This is a genomic window from Microcoleus sp. Pol17C6, assembly GCF_036701145.1.
GTDB lineage: Bacteria > Cyanobacteriota > Cyanobacteriia > Cyanobacteriales > Microcoleaceae > Microcoleus.
The window spans coordinates 14,020-29,393 of record NZ_JAUBQH010000058.1; the positions used below are offsets into that span (position 1 = coordinate 14,020).

The 15,374-nt window shown below is 45.9% G+C and carries 12 protein-coding genes and 1 pseudogene; 7 read left to right on the top strand and 6 right to left on the bottom strand.

Annotated features, from left to right (window positions below; all coding sequences use genetic code 11):
• From QUA25_RS23035 to QUA25_RS23050, 4 genes are all read right to left on the bottom strand, one after another.
• On the bottom strand, positions 1-2,438 hold a 2,438-nt coding region (locus tag QUA25_RS23035), incomplete at its 3' end, for a choice-of-anchor Y domain-containing protein (protein WP_333041449.1).
• A 143-nt stretch (positions 2,439-2,581) separates the two neighbouring features.
• Positions 2,582-3,274, bottom strand: coding sequence for a response regulator transcription factor (locus tag QUA25_RS23040; protein ID WP_333041450.1), 693 nt, complete (start codon positions 3,272-3,274; stop codon positions 2,582-2,584).
• Positions 3,271-4,371 (bottom strand): HAMP domain-containing sensor histidine kinase, encoded by a 1,101-nt coding sequence (locus QUA25_RS23045; RefSeq protein WP_333041451.1) that lies wholly within the window; start codon positions 4,369-4,371, stop codon positions 3,271-3,273. The genes QUA25_RS23040 and QUA25_RS23045 overlap by 4 nt, the downstream gene beginning before the upstream one ends.
• A 411-nt stretch (positions 4,372-4,782) precedes the next feature.
• Positions 4,783-5,013, bottom strand: coding sequence for a hypothetical protein (locus QUA25_RS23050; protein ID WP_333041452.1), 231 nt, complete (start codon positions 5,011-5,013; stop codon positions 4,783-4,785).
• Positions 5,014-5,034: 21 nt separating this feature from the next.
• On the opposite strand from QUA25_RS23050, the gene kdpA reads away from it, so the two are divergent.
• The 7 genes from kdpA (at position 5,035) to QUA25_RS23085 (ending at position 13,422) form a co-directional block, all read left to right on the top strand.
• Positions 5,035-6,795, top strand: coding sequence for a potassium-transporting ATPase subunit KdpA (kdpA, locus tag QUA25_RS23055; protein WP_333041453.1), 1,761 nt, complete (start codon positions 5,035-5,037; stop codon positions 6,793-6,795).
• Positions 6,796-6,865: 70 nt separating this feature from the next.
• The gene (kdpB, locus tag QUA25_RS23060; RefSeq protein WP_333041454.1) at positions 6,866-8,959 is read left to right on the top strand and encodes a potassium-transporting ATPase subunit KdpB; all 2,094 of its coding nucleotides are present in this window, start codon (positions 6,866-6,868) and stop codon (positions 8,957-8,959) included.
• A gap of 157 nt (positions 8,960-9,116) precedes the next feature.
• Entirely contained in the window at positions 9,117-9,386 is a 270-nt protein-coding gene (gene kdpF / locus QUA25_RS23065) for a K(+)-transporting ATPase subunit F (protein ID WP_333041455.1), read from the top strand.
• A gap of 41 nt (positions 9,387-9,427) precedes the next feature.
• Positions 9,428-10,057, top strand: coding sequence for a K(+)-transporting ATPase subunit C (kdpC, locus tag QUA25_RS23070; protein WP_333041456.1), 630 nt, complete (start codon positions 9,428-9,430; stop codon positions 10,055-10,057).
• A 74-nt stretch (positions 10,058-10,131) separates the two neighbouring features.
• On the top strand, positions 10,132-11,271 hold the full coding sequence (locus QUA25_RS23075) for a universal stress protein (protein WP_333041457.1): 1,140 nt from the start codon (positions 10,132-10,134) through the stop codon (positions 11,269-11,271).
• Positions 11,272-11,339: 68 nt separating this feature from the next.
• The gene (locus tag QUA25_RS23080) at positions 11,340-12,710 is read left to right on the top strand and encodes a sodium:proton antiporter (RefSeq protein WP_333041458.1); all 1,371 of its coding nucleotides are present in this window, start codon (positions 11,340-11,342) and stop codon (positions 12,708-12,710) included.
• A 238-nt stretch (positions 12,711-12,948) separates the two neighbouring features.
• Positions 12,949-13,422: a hypothetical protein gene (locus tag QUA25_RS23085; RefSeq protein ID WP_333041459.1), complete on the top strand. Its 474-nt coding sequence runs from the start codon at positions 12,949-12,951 to the stop codon at positions 13,420-13,422.
• A gap of 380 nt (positions 13,423-13,802) precedes the next feature.
• Here the strand turns inward: QUA25_RS23085 and QUA25_RS23090 are convergent, their stop codons facing one another.
• Positions 13,803-14,438, bottom strand: a complete 636-nt coding sequence (locus tag QUA25_RS23090; RefSeq protein ID WP_333041460.1) for a class I SAM-dependent methyltransferase — start codon at positions 14,436-14,438, stop codon at positions 13,803-13,805.
• Between the two features lie 115 nt (positions 14,439-14,553).
• A pseudogene (locus QUA25_RS29575) lies at positions 14,554-15,314 on the bottom strand (IS1 family transposase).
• Positions 15,315-15,374 lie beyond the last annotated feature (60 nt).

Genomic DNA, 15,374 nt, shown 5'->3' on the forward strand with positions numbered 1-15,374 from the left:
TCGTTGGCTAAAACTCCATCAGCAACAGGCACATTCAGGACTTGACCGTGCAGAGTTTGGTAATAGTCAATTTGTGCGAACGGTGGATTATTTGTGACATTGATATTTGCCACAATTGCTGGTGTCGTAGCAGCCCCATCGCTGACAGTGTAAGTAAAACTATCGGGCCCAAAAAATCCCGGATTGGGAGTATAAGTAAACGAACCATCCTGATTCAATCCGAGAGTGCCATTGTTGGGATTTGTGACTTTAGTTGCCGTCAATACATCATCGTCCAAGTCGCTATCGTTGGCTAAAACTCCATCAGCAACAGGCACATTCAGGACTTGACCGTGCAGAGTTTGGTAATAGTCAATTTGTGCCAGCGGTGGATTATTGGTTATGTTAATCACAAATGTCTGGTCTGCCGAAGTATCGACGCCGCCGTTAGCTATACCGCCACTGTCTCTAAGGTTTAGAGTGATATTGGCAGCGCCAGTTGCACCCCCCGCAGGCGTAAAAGTCAGTTGTCCAGAAGAGTCGATCGCCGGTGGTACACTAAACAAAGCAGCATTGTCATTTCCCACCACTTGAAAACTAACAGTTTGAGCCGATTCGTTGGCGGGGCCTGGGGAAATGCCTGTGGCCCATCCAGCAAGGGTTTGCAGCCCTGCGTTGTGGCTGGCGATGGGATCGACCCCTTTAATAAACGAGGGTACGTCGTTGACTGGATTGACGGTAATTGTAGCCGTCTCGCTTTCGCTGCTAAACGGCGATGTGCTGCCGTTTACCGATACGTTTACCGCCGTTGTGCCACTAGCAATGTTATCACTTGTATCCCAAGCCCGGAAAGTTAGGCTGGGCGACGGTCCAAAGTAATCTTGATTCGGTACGAAACGAATCCTCGGTTCTGCGCTTTTGACTGCTACGTTTTTTAATTCAAAACTGGCAGATGCAGAGGTAGTGTCGTCCCCAAAAAACAGAAAATTGGGAGTTTTATAGGGATTTATGGCGCCCGTGAAGCTAGTATAGTTTCGCAGGGGACGGTTGTTGAGAATTGCAGTGCCGTTGCGAAACAGCGTGAAGTTGTCGCCTAAAACTGTGAGTTCATAACTGGCTAGTTGGGTTGTATTGCCAAACCAGCGATCGGGAGAAGTATTGGCAATATCATGAGTAAAAAGCGGCCCCGAGTCAGAAATCCCATCTTTTTGTACCCAAATCTCGTTGTCCCAAAAACCAATTTCTACACCTTTTTGACCGTCAGAACTAATAGCTACAAGGCTGAAACCGGCGCGGTCTGAAAGATTGTCGCTGTTTTTGTCGCTGTCTGCAAAAGTGTGACTCTCGCTGTTAATTTTGACATCAAAACGAACGCCGTAACCTAAAGTGCGATCGAGAACTGGCACCGCCGCAGCTTTGGGGGTAAAAGTAACACTTGTTAAAGTTGGAGGAAGACCGCTAAAGACAGGGACAGCGGTGTGAGTGCTGTAACCTGCATAAATACTTCGATTGGCAATGCTGTTGAGCGTAGTCGAACCACCATTTAAAGTTTCAGTAGCAAAAACACCACCCAAAGGATTAGCCTGATTAACATTTCCTAAAGCCATCCAAGGTTGGCTCGCCGGTGGAGTTCCCAATTGACCTGCGTACAGAGATGTCGAACCCAGTAGCGTGGCGTTAGTATCAGAAACAGCACCAAAAGGCGTCCAAGAATTGCCACCCTTGAGCGAGTATTGCCAAGCGCCATTACTGTTATCTGCGCCAGTGATAGCAATACCTTGAGGGTCACTATTAATATCAGTAACTAAACCACTGATTAAGGTAGAAATGGGCGTACCCGTGTTGCTTGCTGCCGGAATATCTTCATTAATAGCTGTCAGTGTTGGGAAACCGGAATTGTTTAAAATTGGTGCAGCGTAGTGACTACCTAAATCGCCTACTGTATCTTGGGGAAATCCTTGCCATTGCAGGATCAGATCGAAGGTATCATTAGGATTTGGATCGCCATCGGTGACATTTCGAGTGCGTCGAAGGGTGTTGTCTGCCGTACTGATAAGTCCATTTCCCCACTGTGTACCGGGATCGAATCCAATTTGACCGATCGAGTCTACAACTTGACCTCCAGTTCCCCCTTTTCGCAGTACAATTGCATCGTTGCCGTTGTACCACCCAAATTGATTTGTATCAGTTTGATCAGCTTGGGCAAGCATAGCTGCAAGAGTGCTATTAGTTACAGGGTCGCCATTATTCAGTGCGAAAACATAAACATCGCCCACAGCTACCGTTCCCGTTAAAGAAAAGGTTTGTGTGGGAACACTGTTGCCATTAAAATATGTTTGTACAACATAATTTTCTGCGAATAAATTAATTGGTGCTGTAGTACCGTTGTATATTTCTAAAGCTTTATTATTGCCACTGCCTTCTATGTACTCGGAGAAAAATACATCTAATGACGACATGATTGAAGAAAAAGTTATGTATAAAAAAAATTCTACTCTTTCATTGTTTTTGTGTCAAGTAATCTTTTTCAGCAAATTACAAAATTGATAAAACTTATAGTTTTTAGCGAGCGAGGTTTGGCAATCTTTATAAACTACCAGACTTAAAATTGACAGTCTAACAGTTCTTCTGCTACCAATCCTTTCTGAATTGCGAGTACAGCAGCTTGAGTGCGATCGCGCACTTCTAACTTTTGCAAAATGGCGTGCACGTGAACTCGCACTGTACCCGGAGCAATGTACAATATTTGAGCAATTTCCTGATTGCTTTTTCCCCCCGCAACTAAAGCTAATATTTCCTGTTCTCGCTTCGTCAGCGGATTCTCTAAAAGTTCCGATTTCAACCCTTTTTTCACAGGTTCGGGATTAGCAAAAACCGCCCGAATTTCCGCAGTCGCGACCTGATCCCACCACGAAGCACCCGCTGCCACCGATCGAATTGCCAAAACCAAAGTTTCCGCCGCAATTCCCTTAAGGCAATATCCCTGAGCACCCGCTGCCATCAATCTTTCAATTAAAGATTTTTGCGAATGAGATGTTAAAATCAAAACTGGAATTGCTGAATGCCGCTGTTTAATTTGGCGGCACGCTTCAATGCCCCCAATTCCAGGCAAACCGACATCGAGAACCACCACATCGGGCAAGTGTTCCTGAGTCAATTCTACTGCCGTTTCGCCATCTTCGGCCTCTGCAATTACTTGTAAGCAACTTTCTTGCTGCAACCTGGTTTGCAGTCCCAACCGAAACAGTTCGTCGTCTTCAACTAAGAGAATTCGCAAGGGATAAACTGGTTTCATTTCTCTGGGATAGCAGGGAGTCGGAATCCAAACAAAGCGCCTAGAGGCAATTTATTTTCTGCCCAAATTATACCGCCGTGGGCGTCAATAATTTGGCGAGATAAGTATAACCCCAATCCCGATCCTTTGGCTTGGCGATCGCTGTGTCCTTGATAAAAACGCTCAAACAAGTGGGGCAGTTCATCGGCGGTAATTCCCAACCCGCTATCGATAACTTTCACCACCTGATAACTCGAATAAGATTCCATGATTATTTCTACTTTGCCACCGCGAGGAGAATGGTTGATGCCGTTTGTTAGCAAATTCACAAAAACGCGCTGGAGTTGCACCGCATCGCCATTTACCCACAAAGAGCGACGGAAATCTGAGTCTCCGTAACTCATACTAATGTAAACCCGGCGCGCCGCAGATAAATGGGTGAGAGTTGCGATTACTTCTTCGGCCAAAGCTACTAAATTTACGGGCGCAAGTTGCAGTTTTAAACCTTCGGCATCGTTGCGGTAAACATCTAGCAGCGTTTCTACTAATTGTAGTGACATTTTGTGCGATCGCGCCATTGTTTCCAGAACTTTTTGCTGACTGGCGGTGACATTCCCAAATTTTGCTGACTGAAAAGCTTTAATTGTTTCGATCGCCCCCAGCATCGGCGTTTTTAAGTCGTGACTCAAAGTAGAGACAAAATCTTCTCGGATGCTTGCTAGCTGCTGCTGCGACTGCAACTCAGCTTTAGCGATCGCGATCGCTTCTTGGTACTGGTGGTTGCGATCGCTCAAATATCCCGTCACCCCTAAAGCCATGACTGCGATCAATCTATTTGCGACAGTGGCTAGGGCGATCGCTTCTCCATGAGGAACAAACAAATTTAACAGCGTCAAAGCTGCCGATAGCAGCGTAATTTGCAACTTACCCAACCGACTCAAGCGCGAATTTGCCAGTAAAATTGGCCCCGTGTAGAAATACCCAAACAGATACTCCGACGGCGTAGTAAATTCCAGCATTGCAACAATCGCAAATAAAATTGCGATCGACCACCTCCCCCGCAAATACTTCTCTTGAATAGCCAGGTTTTTTGGGATAGCCGATAAACTTTTAAACATCCTCAATCAATCCATTTTATATTTGATATTCACAGTTTTTTTCCTTCTATCTACTCCCTTTTACCTACTCATTGTTACCTACTACCTTAGCATAGTTATTTTTTTGGATTTTTTTCACCTATTCTCGCGCAAAAGCCTCGCGTTTAGCGAACATATATATCTCGAAGTATAGACAGTTAACCCGATTTAAATATTTATATATTCTGATAAATATAGAGCAAATAAGCTTAATGTGCAAACAGCAATTTATACCTGAAAGCTGATTATCCAGTTTTCTAAGAGTGAGTATAGTAATCAGTAAAAGTAGATAGCATTTTTGGGCTTACAGAAGTGACAGATGAACTTTGTCTAATCAAAGCGACTTCAGTTTCATCCAAGTTAACAAGAGTTATGGTGGCGCACCCTTAAATGCTATACAATTGCTCGATCGCTGTCAAAGCATGGGATTAGCCAAATAAAAACAAGGAATTCTCGCCAACAAAAACCCGATGATGGCGTTAATCCCTCTGGCTGGGGAGATTGCATCTTAGCAGCATTGGGGCGATCGCCCCCAAACTGAAAGTGAGCTGCAAAAAAAGCTCGCCCGGTTTTTGGAACCTCCCACCGAAGCCATTTGGCGATCGGCAAAACCCCTTTATCCAACGATAAAAAATTGGCTCAGTTATGCAGCAAGGATTACTTCAAATCGCATTAACCCTAATCATTTTAATAGGAATCGCGCCTATCTTCGGCAAATACATGGCGCGGGTGTACATGGGAGAAAAAACCATTCTCGATCCCGCTATTAAACCCCTAGAACAACTCATCTATAAAGCCAGCAACATCCGGTCTGTAGATTCCATGACTGGTTGGCAATATGCCCGCTCTTTACTCTACAGCAATGCAGCAATGGGCATATTTGTTTTTTTTATTTTCATACTTCAGGGAGTGCTGCCTTTAAATCCCACTAGCCTAAGTACCCCAACCTGGGATACTGCGCTGCACACAACTATTTCATTCCTCACAAATACCGACCAACAGCATTACTCCGGGGAGACAACCTTCAGTTACTTATCCCAGTTAACTCTGGGTTTTTTAATGTTTACCTCAGCCGCTACCGGTTTAGCGGTAGGGATTGCCTTTATTCGGGGATTGACTGGTCGCCCGCTGGGCAACTTTTACATCGATTTAATTCAATCAATCACCAGGATTCTGCTACCTCTTTCTTTAATAATTGCCTTACTGTTGCTAATTTCAGGAGTGCCGGAGACCCTCGCAGGGCCGGCAGTTGCCCGTACCTTAGAAGGCGGCACCCAAGTAATTGCTCGCGGCCCAGTAGCTCACTTGGAAAGTATTAAACAACTCGGAGAAAATGGCGGCGGATTTTTTGCCATTAACTCGGCTCACCCTTTTGAAAATCCCAACCCTTTTACCAACCTGTTGGAAACGCTAGCAATGGTTTCTATACCAGCAGCTATGATTCACACATACGGCAGATTTGCCAACAACAAAAAGCAGGGATGGCTGATTTTTTGGATGGTGTTTGTCATCTACGTTGTCTTGATTGGCATTGCAGCGTTTGGCGAGTACGGCGGCAACCCTCAAATTAATAATTTACTGGGCGCGCAACAACCAAATTTAGAAGGCAAAGAAGTTAGATTTGGCTGGGCCGAGACTGCACTGTGGGCTGTTACTACGACTGGGACAATGTGCGGCGCTGTCAACGGGATGCACGATTCTTTAATGCCTCCCGGTGGTTTTGCTACTCTGTTTAATTTGTTTCTGCAAATCGTTTGGGGCGGACAAGGAACGGGAACGGCTTACTTGTTTATTTACTCAATTTTGAGCGTATTTCTCACCGGCTTAATGGTGGGGAGAACGCCGGAATTTTTGGGACGGAAAATTGAAAAACGGGAAATTGTTTTAGCCAGCGTTGTTTTGTTAATTCACCCGATCGCAGTTTTAATACCCGGTGCAATTACCCTCGCCTTTACCGACAGTTTGAGCGGTATCAGCAACCCGGGATTTCACGGCATTTCCCAGGTAATGTACGAATACGCTTCGGCGGCGTCTAACAACGGTTCTGGCTTAGAAGGATTGGCTGACTCTCAACCCGCACCGACAGGACTTTGGTGGAATTTAAGCACCTGTTTTAGCCTCCTTTTGGGGCGCTACGTTCCAATTATTGCCCTGCTGCTTTTAGCTGACAGCATGACGAACAAACAACTGGTTCCCGAAACAACGGGCACTCTCAGAACCGATTCAGTTTTGTTCACCAGTGTAACCGCAGGAGTAATCATAATTCTGGGCGCGCTGACATTTTTCCCAGTCCTAGCTTTAGGGCCAATTGCCGAAGGATATGAAATTAGCAGCGGCAAGTTTGAACCTGCATCGATAACTACACCCACAACACCTTTAGCAACACCAACTCCTCCACCTCGGTAGCAAAAAGTTATCAACCTAACTCTTCTCTTTCTCTGTGTTCTCTGTGGTTCATTAAAAATTCCCAATCGATATGGCTTCTTCCAATACTCCTGATTCCCCAAAAAAACCTGCTAGAGGCTCTCGCGAGTCTCGCAAGCACACGCCGAAAGCAAATACAAAAGGCCTTTATCAAAGAGCTTTTAAAGAAGCTTTTGTCAAGCTAAACCCGCGGGTGATGCTAAAAAATCCGGTGATGTTTGTGGTGTGGGTAGGCACAATTGTGACTGCACTTTTAACGATCGACCCCACGTTGTTCGGCCCGGTTTTTGGCAAAAATCAGGTAGTTTTTAACGGTTTAGTAACGTTAATTTTGTTCTTCACTTTGGTATTTGCTAATTTTGCCGAAGCGGTGGCCGAGGGGCGCGGAAAAGCGCAAGCAGATGCGCTGCGATCGACCAAAGCCGACACAACAGCCCGCAAACTCTTACCAGACGGTTCAATTCAAGAAGTTAGTTCGACCTCCCTGAGACGCGGCGACCAAATTAAAGTGATCGCAGGCGATGTCATTCCTTCCGACGGCGAAGTAATTGCAGGCGTCGCGTCGGTGGATGAATCTGCGATCACTGGCGAATCCGCGCCGGTGCTCAAGGAACCGGGTTCGGACATCGCCAGTTCCGTCACCGGCGGTACGCGCATCCTCTCTGATGAACTGACGCTGCGGGTAATGGCCGACCCGGGTAAAGGGTTTTTGGACAGGATGATCGCGCTGGTGGAGGGGGCCGAAAGGTCGAAAACGCCCAACGAGATCGCGCTGACGGTCTTGCTGGCGGTGCTGACGCTGGTGTTTTTGATTGTGGTTTCGACGATTGGGCCCATCGGCAATTACGTGAAAACTCCTGTGGGCGTGGTGACGCTGATTTCGCTGCTGGTGGCGCTGATCCCGACGACGATCGGCGGTTTGCTGAGCGCGATCGGCATTGCGGGGATGGATCGAGTCGCTCAGTTTAACGTGATAGCGACCTCTGGACGCGCCGTGGAGGCTTGCGGCGACGTGAATACGCTGATTTTGGACAAAACGGGGACGATCACCCTGGGGAACCGTTTAGCCGAGGAGTTCATTCCGGTAAACGGTCACTCGCTGGAGGAGGTTGCGAGTGTAGCCCTTGCTGCTAGCCTGTTTGACGATACTCCAGAGGGAAAGTCGATCGTCCGTTTGGCTCAGAATTTGGGCGCACAGGTGGATTTCGATCGCACCAACGCCACGGGGCTTGATTTTTCCGCAAAAACGCGGATGTCTGGCACGGATTTGCCCGATGGGACCGAGGTTCGCAAGGGTGCGGTGGACGCGGTGAAGGGTTTTGTGCGATCGCGCGGTGGCAATTTCGGGCCGGATCTCGATGAAGCTTACGAGCGAGTTTCCCGCTTGGGAGGCACACCCTTAGCTGTTTGTCAAGGCAGCGACACCTACGGCATTATCTATTTAAAAGATGTCATCAAACCGGGAATTCGCGATCGGTTTGACCAACTGCGAAAAATGGGCATCCGCACAATAATGCTCACCGGAGATAACCGAATTACAGCATCAGTAATTGCCGATGAAGCAGGCGTTGACGACTTCATTGCCGAAGCAACTCCCGAGGACAAAATCGACGTAATTCGCAAACAACAAGCCGAAGGCAAATTAGTCGCAATGACTGGAGACGGAACAAACGACGCACCCGCACTAGCCCAGGCAAACGTAGGACTCGCGATGAATTCTGGAACCCAAGCAGCCAAGGAAGCAGCGAACATGGTGGACTTAGATTCCGACCCCACCAAACTAATTGACTTAGTGACAATTGGCAAACAATTGCTGATTACTCGCGGCGCGCTGACTACGTTTTCGCTAGCGAACGATATTGCCAAATATTTTGCAATTATTCCGGCAATATTTGCCCCTGTTGGCGCTTTAAACATCATGGGTTTAGCCAGCGGTCAATCGGCAGTTTTGTCGGCATTAATTTACAATGCTTTGATTATTCCCGCTTTGATTCCACTAGCATTAACTGGCGTAAAGTTTAGACCTTTGAGCGCCAATCAACTTTTGCAGCGGAATATTTTAATCTACGGATTGGGCGGAGCAGTCGCGCCGTTTATCGCCATCAAAGTTATTGATGTTTTGATTACCGCCGTTGGGCTAGCATAGATCGGGAAAGCACGATACGGATTTTGACACGGATACAGGGATTAATCTCGTTCCCCGGCAGAGCCGGGGAACGCAGTTCCAGAGGCTCTACCTCGATTTTCCACAAAAAATCCTCCAATAGAAAGACAGAGATTTATTTCCAAAATAAGGAGAATTTATGAAACGGAATGATTTGCTGAATGATATTTTTCCCAGAGATTTCCAAGAAATTATTGAGTTAGTGCCAATGCTTTGGCAGCGCCACCCAATCCCGGTGCAGCTATTTCTGGTAATGTGTTTCAATGCTATAATTGCCCCCGCTGCTTACGCGGCTGCGGGTGAAGATTTGACCCGAAAAGCTGTCTGGGGTTTAAGTCTCCTGGGTTTGGTGATTATCGCCCTTTCTATTTACCTGTTTGTAGTAATCTTTCAGCCGGAAAGATTTTAGTCAATAATTAACACTTAGCAAATAACCGAGCCATGTAATTTATGAGAGAAATAATTAGAGCCATTCGCGTTACCCTGGTTTTATGGGGAATCACAGCCATTATTTACCCTTTAATCTTGTTAGTAATCGGTCAAATTGCCTTCAACTCCCAGGCAAACGGCAGCTTAATTACCAAGCAAGGAGTTATAGTGGGTTCGTCATTAATTGGCCAACCTTTCTCCTCAGAAATATATTTTTGGAGCCGCCCCAGCACGACAAATTACAGCAGCTTTGCGACAGAAAATTACGCTCCCACAAACGCAGAAAATTTAACTCAAAAAACAGGCATTTCGGGAGCTAGCAACCTGGCCCCCAGTAACTCGGATTTGCTGAAACGAGGTAATGAGAAAGAGGGTTTTCAGGGGGTGCAATTTGAATTAGATAGCCTCAAAAAAGCTGGTATCCAACCGACTGCTGATTTAGTCTACACCTCTGGTTCTGGCCTCGATCCGCACATTAGCGTAGAGGCAGCTAGGGCGCAAATTCAGCGGATAGCAACGGTGCGATCCCTCAATCTCAATCAAGTAGAAATGTTGGTAGCCAAAAATACAGATGGCAGATTTCTCGGCATTTTCGGCGAACCGGGAGTTAACGTCCTCAAACTGAATTTGGCTCTCGACGGTTTACAATAGTTTACAATAGTCGGCAGTCATCGGTCATAAACTGACTGATGACTCGAAATTGACTAACTACCCACTACTCAGCTATGATTCACTCTAGCGAACTTACAAACAATCCAGACGCGGTTTACGCCCAACCGAACCGCACTTACGATCGCACCCTCCGCCGGGGAAAGCACAAAATATTTATCGGCATGGCCCCCGGTGTCGGCAAAACTTTCCGAATGCTAGAAGAAGGGCACAGGCTGAAATCTGAAGGCATTGATGTGGTAATTGGACTGTTAGAAACTCACGGGCGAAAAGAGACAGCAGCTAAAGGCGAGGGACTAGAAATAGTGTCTAAAAAACAAATGCTGCGCGGCGAAAAAATTCTCACCGAAATGGATACTGAAGCTGTCATAGCACGCCGCCCCCAATTAGCCTTGATAGACGAACTAGCTCATACAAACATTCCCGGTTCTCTGCGAGAAAAACGATATCAAGATGTCGAAGAAATTCTCAAGGCTGGGATTGATGTTTTCTCCACCCTCAACATTCAACACATAGAAAGTCTCAACGATTTAGTAGCTCGCATTACCGGAGTTGTAGTGCGAGAGCGAGTGCCCGATCGCGTCCTCGAAGATGCTGACGAAATAGTCGTTGTCGATGTCACGCCGGAAACTTTAGAAGAAAGGTTGCTAGAAGGCAAAATTTATGCTCCCGAAAAAATTGAACAATCTTTAGAAAACTTTTTCCAGCGCCGCCATTTAATCGCTTTGCGAGAACTCGCCCTGCGAGAAGTCGCAGACAATGTGGAAGACGATGCAGCAACTTTAAAAGGTCAATCTTGCAACATTCACGAACGAGTTTTAGTGTGCATCTCGACTTATCCGAATTCTTTGCAACTGCTGCGGCGGGGCGCGAGGATTGCTAGCTATATGAATGCCCCATTTTATGCTGTGTTTGTCAACGATCCAGACCGATTTTTAACAAAAGCAGAAAGCTTGCACGTTGAAACTTGTGAGAAACTTTGTCAAGAATTTAAGGGGCAATTTTTGCGGGTAAACGGCAATAATATAGCCAAAGCGATTTCCGAGGTAGCTAAACAGTATCGCATTACTCAAATTGTGATCGGCGAAAGCCAGCAATCCCGCTGGAAATTGCTGCTGCGGGGTTCTTTGACTCAACAGTTAGTGCGATCGCTCAAACACGTAGATTTGCACATCATCGCTACCGAAAAAAGTTAGTAGTCAGTAGTCAGTAGTCAGTAGTCATTAGTCATTAGTCAGTAGCCAGCAGTCAGCAGTCAGTAGTTGTGAATGGTTGGTCATTTTGCATAAAAACTGCAACTTTCGGAGGAGAACTCAATCTAGCGGACGACGGATGCGCCAGAAGCTTTTACGTGTCAAAATCGCCCTTGTTGAACCTGATAAAAAGTGCGATCGCTATGGTGGATGATTACATTCTCAAGTTGCTAGTTATTGGCATCCTCCTGCTTACCGTTACCTTGGGTTCCGGCTGGATTTCGCGATTGCCTGTATCTTATGCCTTAATTTATCTCATTGTCGGTATCGGATTAGGGCCCTACGGCATCAAGCTGATTGACTTGCGTCCCGAAGCTGAATTTTTAGAAAGACTTACAGAATTTGTAGTTATTGTTTCTCTGTTCAGTTGTGGCTTAAAAATGAATCGCCCGCTGCAATTTTGGGCTTGGAATTCCACAGTGCGGCTGATCGGTTTTTTAATGCCGATTTCTATTTTTGCAGTAGCTGCTATCGCTCATTGGTTTGTGAAATTAGATTGGGGCCCGGCGATTTTACTGGGAGCAATTCTGGCTCCCACCGATCCAGTTTTAGCCTCAGAAGTTCAGTTAGCTCATCTAGACGATCGCGATGAATTGCGCTTTGGTTTAACATCGGAAGGCGGTTTGAACGATGCTTTAGCTTTTCCCTTTGTTTATTTCGGCATTTATTCGCTAAAAGATAACAACTGGTCGAAGTGGTTTTCACAGTGGGTAGCAGTTGACTTGATTTGGGCGATCGCCGCAGGTATCGTTATGGGAATTTTAGTAGCTAAAGCCGTCACCTGGATTGATCGCCAACTCCAACACTATCGACCGGCCGATCAATTAATGGAAGATTTCATTGCTCTCAGCACAATTCTGCTCACATATTCCCTCACAGAAGTAGTCAATGGCTACGGATTTCTCGCAGTTTTTGTAGCAGGAATTGTGGTGCAGGGGAGTTACAGAAACCCAGAAAAGCCGCTTTCCCAACTGCACTTTACCGAGCGCATAGAAAAGTTAATGGAAGTAGCAACTATTTTACTATTAGGTTCACTTTTACGCCTAGAACCTATGTTGGCCTATGGAGGTTACTCCCTCTTAGTAGCTGGATTGTTAATTTTTTTAATCCGGCCTGTGGGAGCTTGGATTAGTACGATCGGCAGTCCTTTGCATCCCGCCAACCGCTGGCTTTACGGTTGGTTCGGCATTCGTGGTGTCGGTTCTATCTATTATCTTACCTATGCTTTGGGTAAAGGTTTGAAAGGCGAAACCGCCGAGAAGATTGCCTGGATTACCTTTACAACCATCGTACTTTCTGTGGTTTTGCACGGCATTAGTTCCACCCCGCTAATGAACTGGTACGAGCGCCGAATCAAACCTGAGGTACCAGATTTAATTTAATTCAGTAAGGTGCGTGACTTTAATAGTCCTGGACGCAACCGTCACACCACACGACTTGTAGGGTGCGTCAGGCAAAGTTCTCTAACGGCGATCGCGAATTTCGGGAGCTGACGCACCTTACTATATAATCTAAAATTGACTTGTAGGGTGCGTCCGGCGAAGTTCTCTAACGACTCCGAAAGAAAAGAAGATTATAATTTTTTGGATAACTCTCATATAAACGTTCGCTCAATCAAACATGGATAGATTTGAGTTTCAGCTAGCAATGCTGCAAAAAGGAGTAGAGGAACTAGAAAAAAAAATAGCTAACTTCACAACGATTTTGATGCAATTAAAAACTGTGGCAATTACCATTTGGGTAGCGTTGATTGGTTGGGTTTTTACAAGCAAAATAGATGCGTTGGTTCCTCTAGGATACGTTATAATTTTTGGTTTCTGGTTTTTAGAAGCTACCTACTGGAAGGTGCAATTTTATTACATACAAAGAGGCCATGCAATTACCCAATTCTTGAATAATGAAAGCGCCTTAGATGAAAGTTTTAATACTCGCTCAATTCCGGAAGGTCTTGTTCACCCGCTCGGCTCATTAAAAACAATTAAAATGCCTTCTTTATGGAGAGCTATCTGCGCTCCATCAATCTATATTTTTTATACCTTTTTGTTTGTTGTTAATTCGATCGTTTGGTTAATAACTCTTAAAACAGCCCTATAACTGCCTAAGATCCCAATGTGCGAGCGACCGGACAATATCTTCCATCCCAACTAACTAAAAGTGTAAATTGGAGGTTCAATTGGCTTGCTACTGAAAAAAAAGGTTGCTTTCTGTATCGTTTGGGTTAAGAGTTTGCCTGTTCTCTCCTCAATACTTTGTTGGTTATTTTCAAATAACCCGAACTGTTCGCGTTCAACTTCTACTACGATAGCAACCTTTTATATTCAGGACTTAGGCAACTGGCATACTAAAATCAAGTTGTAGGGTGCGTCAGGTGAATTTATAGAACGATTATTGAGGGTTTAAAAATCTGACGCACCTTACTAATTGTGAATATTTCCAATTTTAAAAGGACACGAGAATGCAGTCCTTACCCGCAGCTAAAAAGGTTTGACCCCAACTAATAAAGCGAGTTCGCGCCACTTCCAATAACAGTCTGCATCGGTAAAACCAATTTCTCTAAACCAGCGCAATTGCGTTTCGACATCAAGCAATTTATTAGACGGATCGTCTGGCGAATCGCTAATACCCAGCGCCTCTCGAAATTTCTCGTGTAAAGCCGGAGTTGCGGAGGCTACGTGCTCCAAATTGCCAAAAATGCCTCCCGGTTCCAAAAGCTCGAAAATTTCAGTGTAAAGCGAACGTTTGCGATCGTCTGCTACGTGATGAATGGCAAAACTAGAAACAACCGCATCAAATTTGCCCAAATCCGGTAGCGGTTCATCAAAATTGTGTTCGATTACCGTGACATTCGGGTCATCAGCAAAGCGAATTCTGGCTTTTTCCAGCATTGTTGGCGAAAAGTCGATCGCCACACATTCAACATTTGGTCGATCGCACTTAAGCAGACCCAGCAACCGCCCGTCTCCCGTGCCCACATCCAGAATTCGCTTAACATTTTTCGGCACTTCCTCCAGCAAAACCGCTTCACCTTCAGTGCGGTGAGGAATACCATCAGCCTTAGCCAGATACCATAAAGCGTGTTCCGCCGAACTCCAAAGATTGACTTGACTCATAAATTTTTAACTCTCATAAACCTCGCCATTTTGGCGAGTGAAAATCCAACCATTATCGCTAGCTTTGGCAATTGGTAGTCCTATTTAGTAAAGGATAGAGAAAAAGCAGACATATTCAACAACTCGAAGGCTCAGAACGAATCAGTGCATTGTAGTGATGGATGAAATTCCCGATTGCGCCAATGTGATTGTCTAACTTCAAAGAGAACGATAATGTCCTTCTTACTAGCCGTGACACTCGTTGCCGCTTTCGTGTTATTGAATCGTTCTATGTAACTGGTCAATCCACTGTCCTTGCCTACGGCTTTTCGGACGTTTGCGATCACAGTGCTGTTTCATAGGCCTGCCAGTAATCGGTATAGATGACGGCACATTATCGGTACACAGGCGGCAGCGAGGCCCATAATGCCCGAGGCAGCATCCAAGCGAACGATCGCCGATATAGCAACCGACAATCTCACGGGTTGTGACATCTTGGGCAAGCCACACCCACTGCTTGTTCCCTTTATCATCCACCAAGGACCACAACTCATCCATCTGCACCGCTAGTTGTCCCTGGGTTTTGGGCTTTACCTGCACTTGTTGCGGCCCGGCGCAGCGTAGCAAGCGTTGACATATCCTTGCAACCAGTCCTCCGACACTTCCATCACACGGGCGATTCCGGCTAGGGGAAGTTTCTCTCTTTTGCAAGCGATCGATCATCGCTTTACGGTCTGGGTCAATCGGCTTCCACTGCGGATTCTCAACGAATTGACGACCACAATCACGACATTTGTAGTTTTGTTTTCCTCGGCGGGTCGTGCCGTTCTTCATGATGTCATCCGAACCACAGCTTGGGCAGAGTAGGTAAAGTTTCACGGCGCAAAAGTGAGACATACAACTCCATGCTAACTATTTTTCTCTATCCTTTACAAAATAGCACTACCCATTTTTGTA

Excerpts from the sequence above, each read along its gene's own strand:
- QUA25_RS23040 (WP_333041450.1), bottom strand. The coding sequence starts at position 3,274 with ATGAAACCAGTTTATCCCTTGCGAATTCTCTTAGTTGAAGACGACGAA.
- QUA25_RS23045 (WP_333041451.1), bottom strand. The coding sequence starts at position 4,371 with ATGTTTAAAAGTTTATCGGCTATCCCAAAAAACCTGGCTATTCAAGAG.
- kdpA (WP_333041453.1), top strand. The coding sequence starts at position 5,035 with ATGCAGCAAGGATTACTTCAAATCGCATTAACCCTAATCATTTTAATA.
- kdpB (WP_333041454.1), top strand. The coding sequence starts at position 6,866 with ATGGCTTCTTCCAATACTCCTGATTCCCCAAAAAAACCTGCTAGAGGC.
- kdpF (WP_333041455.1), top strand. The coding sequence starts at position 9,117 with ATGAAACGGAATGATTTGCTGAATGATATTTTTCCCAGAGATTTCCAA.
- kdpC (WP_333041456.1), top strand. The coding sequence starts at position 9,428 with ATGAGAGAAATAATTAGAGCCATTCGCGTTACCCTGGTTTTATGGGGA.
- QUA25_RS23075 (WP_333041457.1), top strand. The coding sequence starts at position 10,132 with ATGATTCACTCTAGCGAACTTACAAACAATCCAGACGCGGTTTACGCC.
- QUA25_RS23085 (WP_333041459.1), top strand. The coding sequence starts at position 12,949 with ATGGATAGATTTGAGTTTCAGCTAGCAATGCTGCAAAAAGGAGTAGAG.
- QUA25_RS23090 (WP_333041460.1), bottom strand. The coding sequence starts at position 14,438 with ATGAGTCAAGTCAATCTTTGGAGTTCGGCGGAACACGCTTTATGGTAT.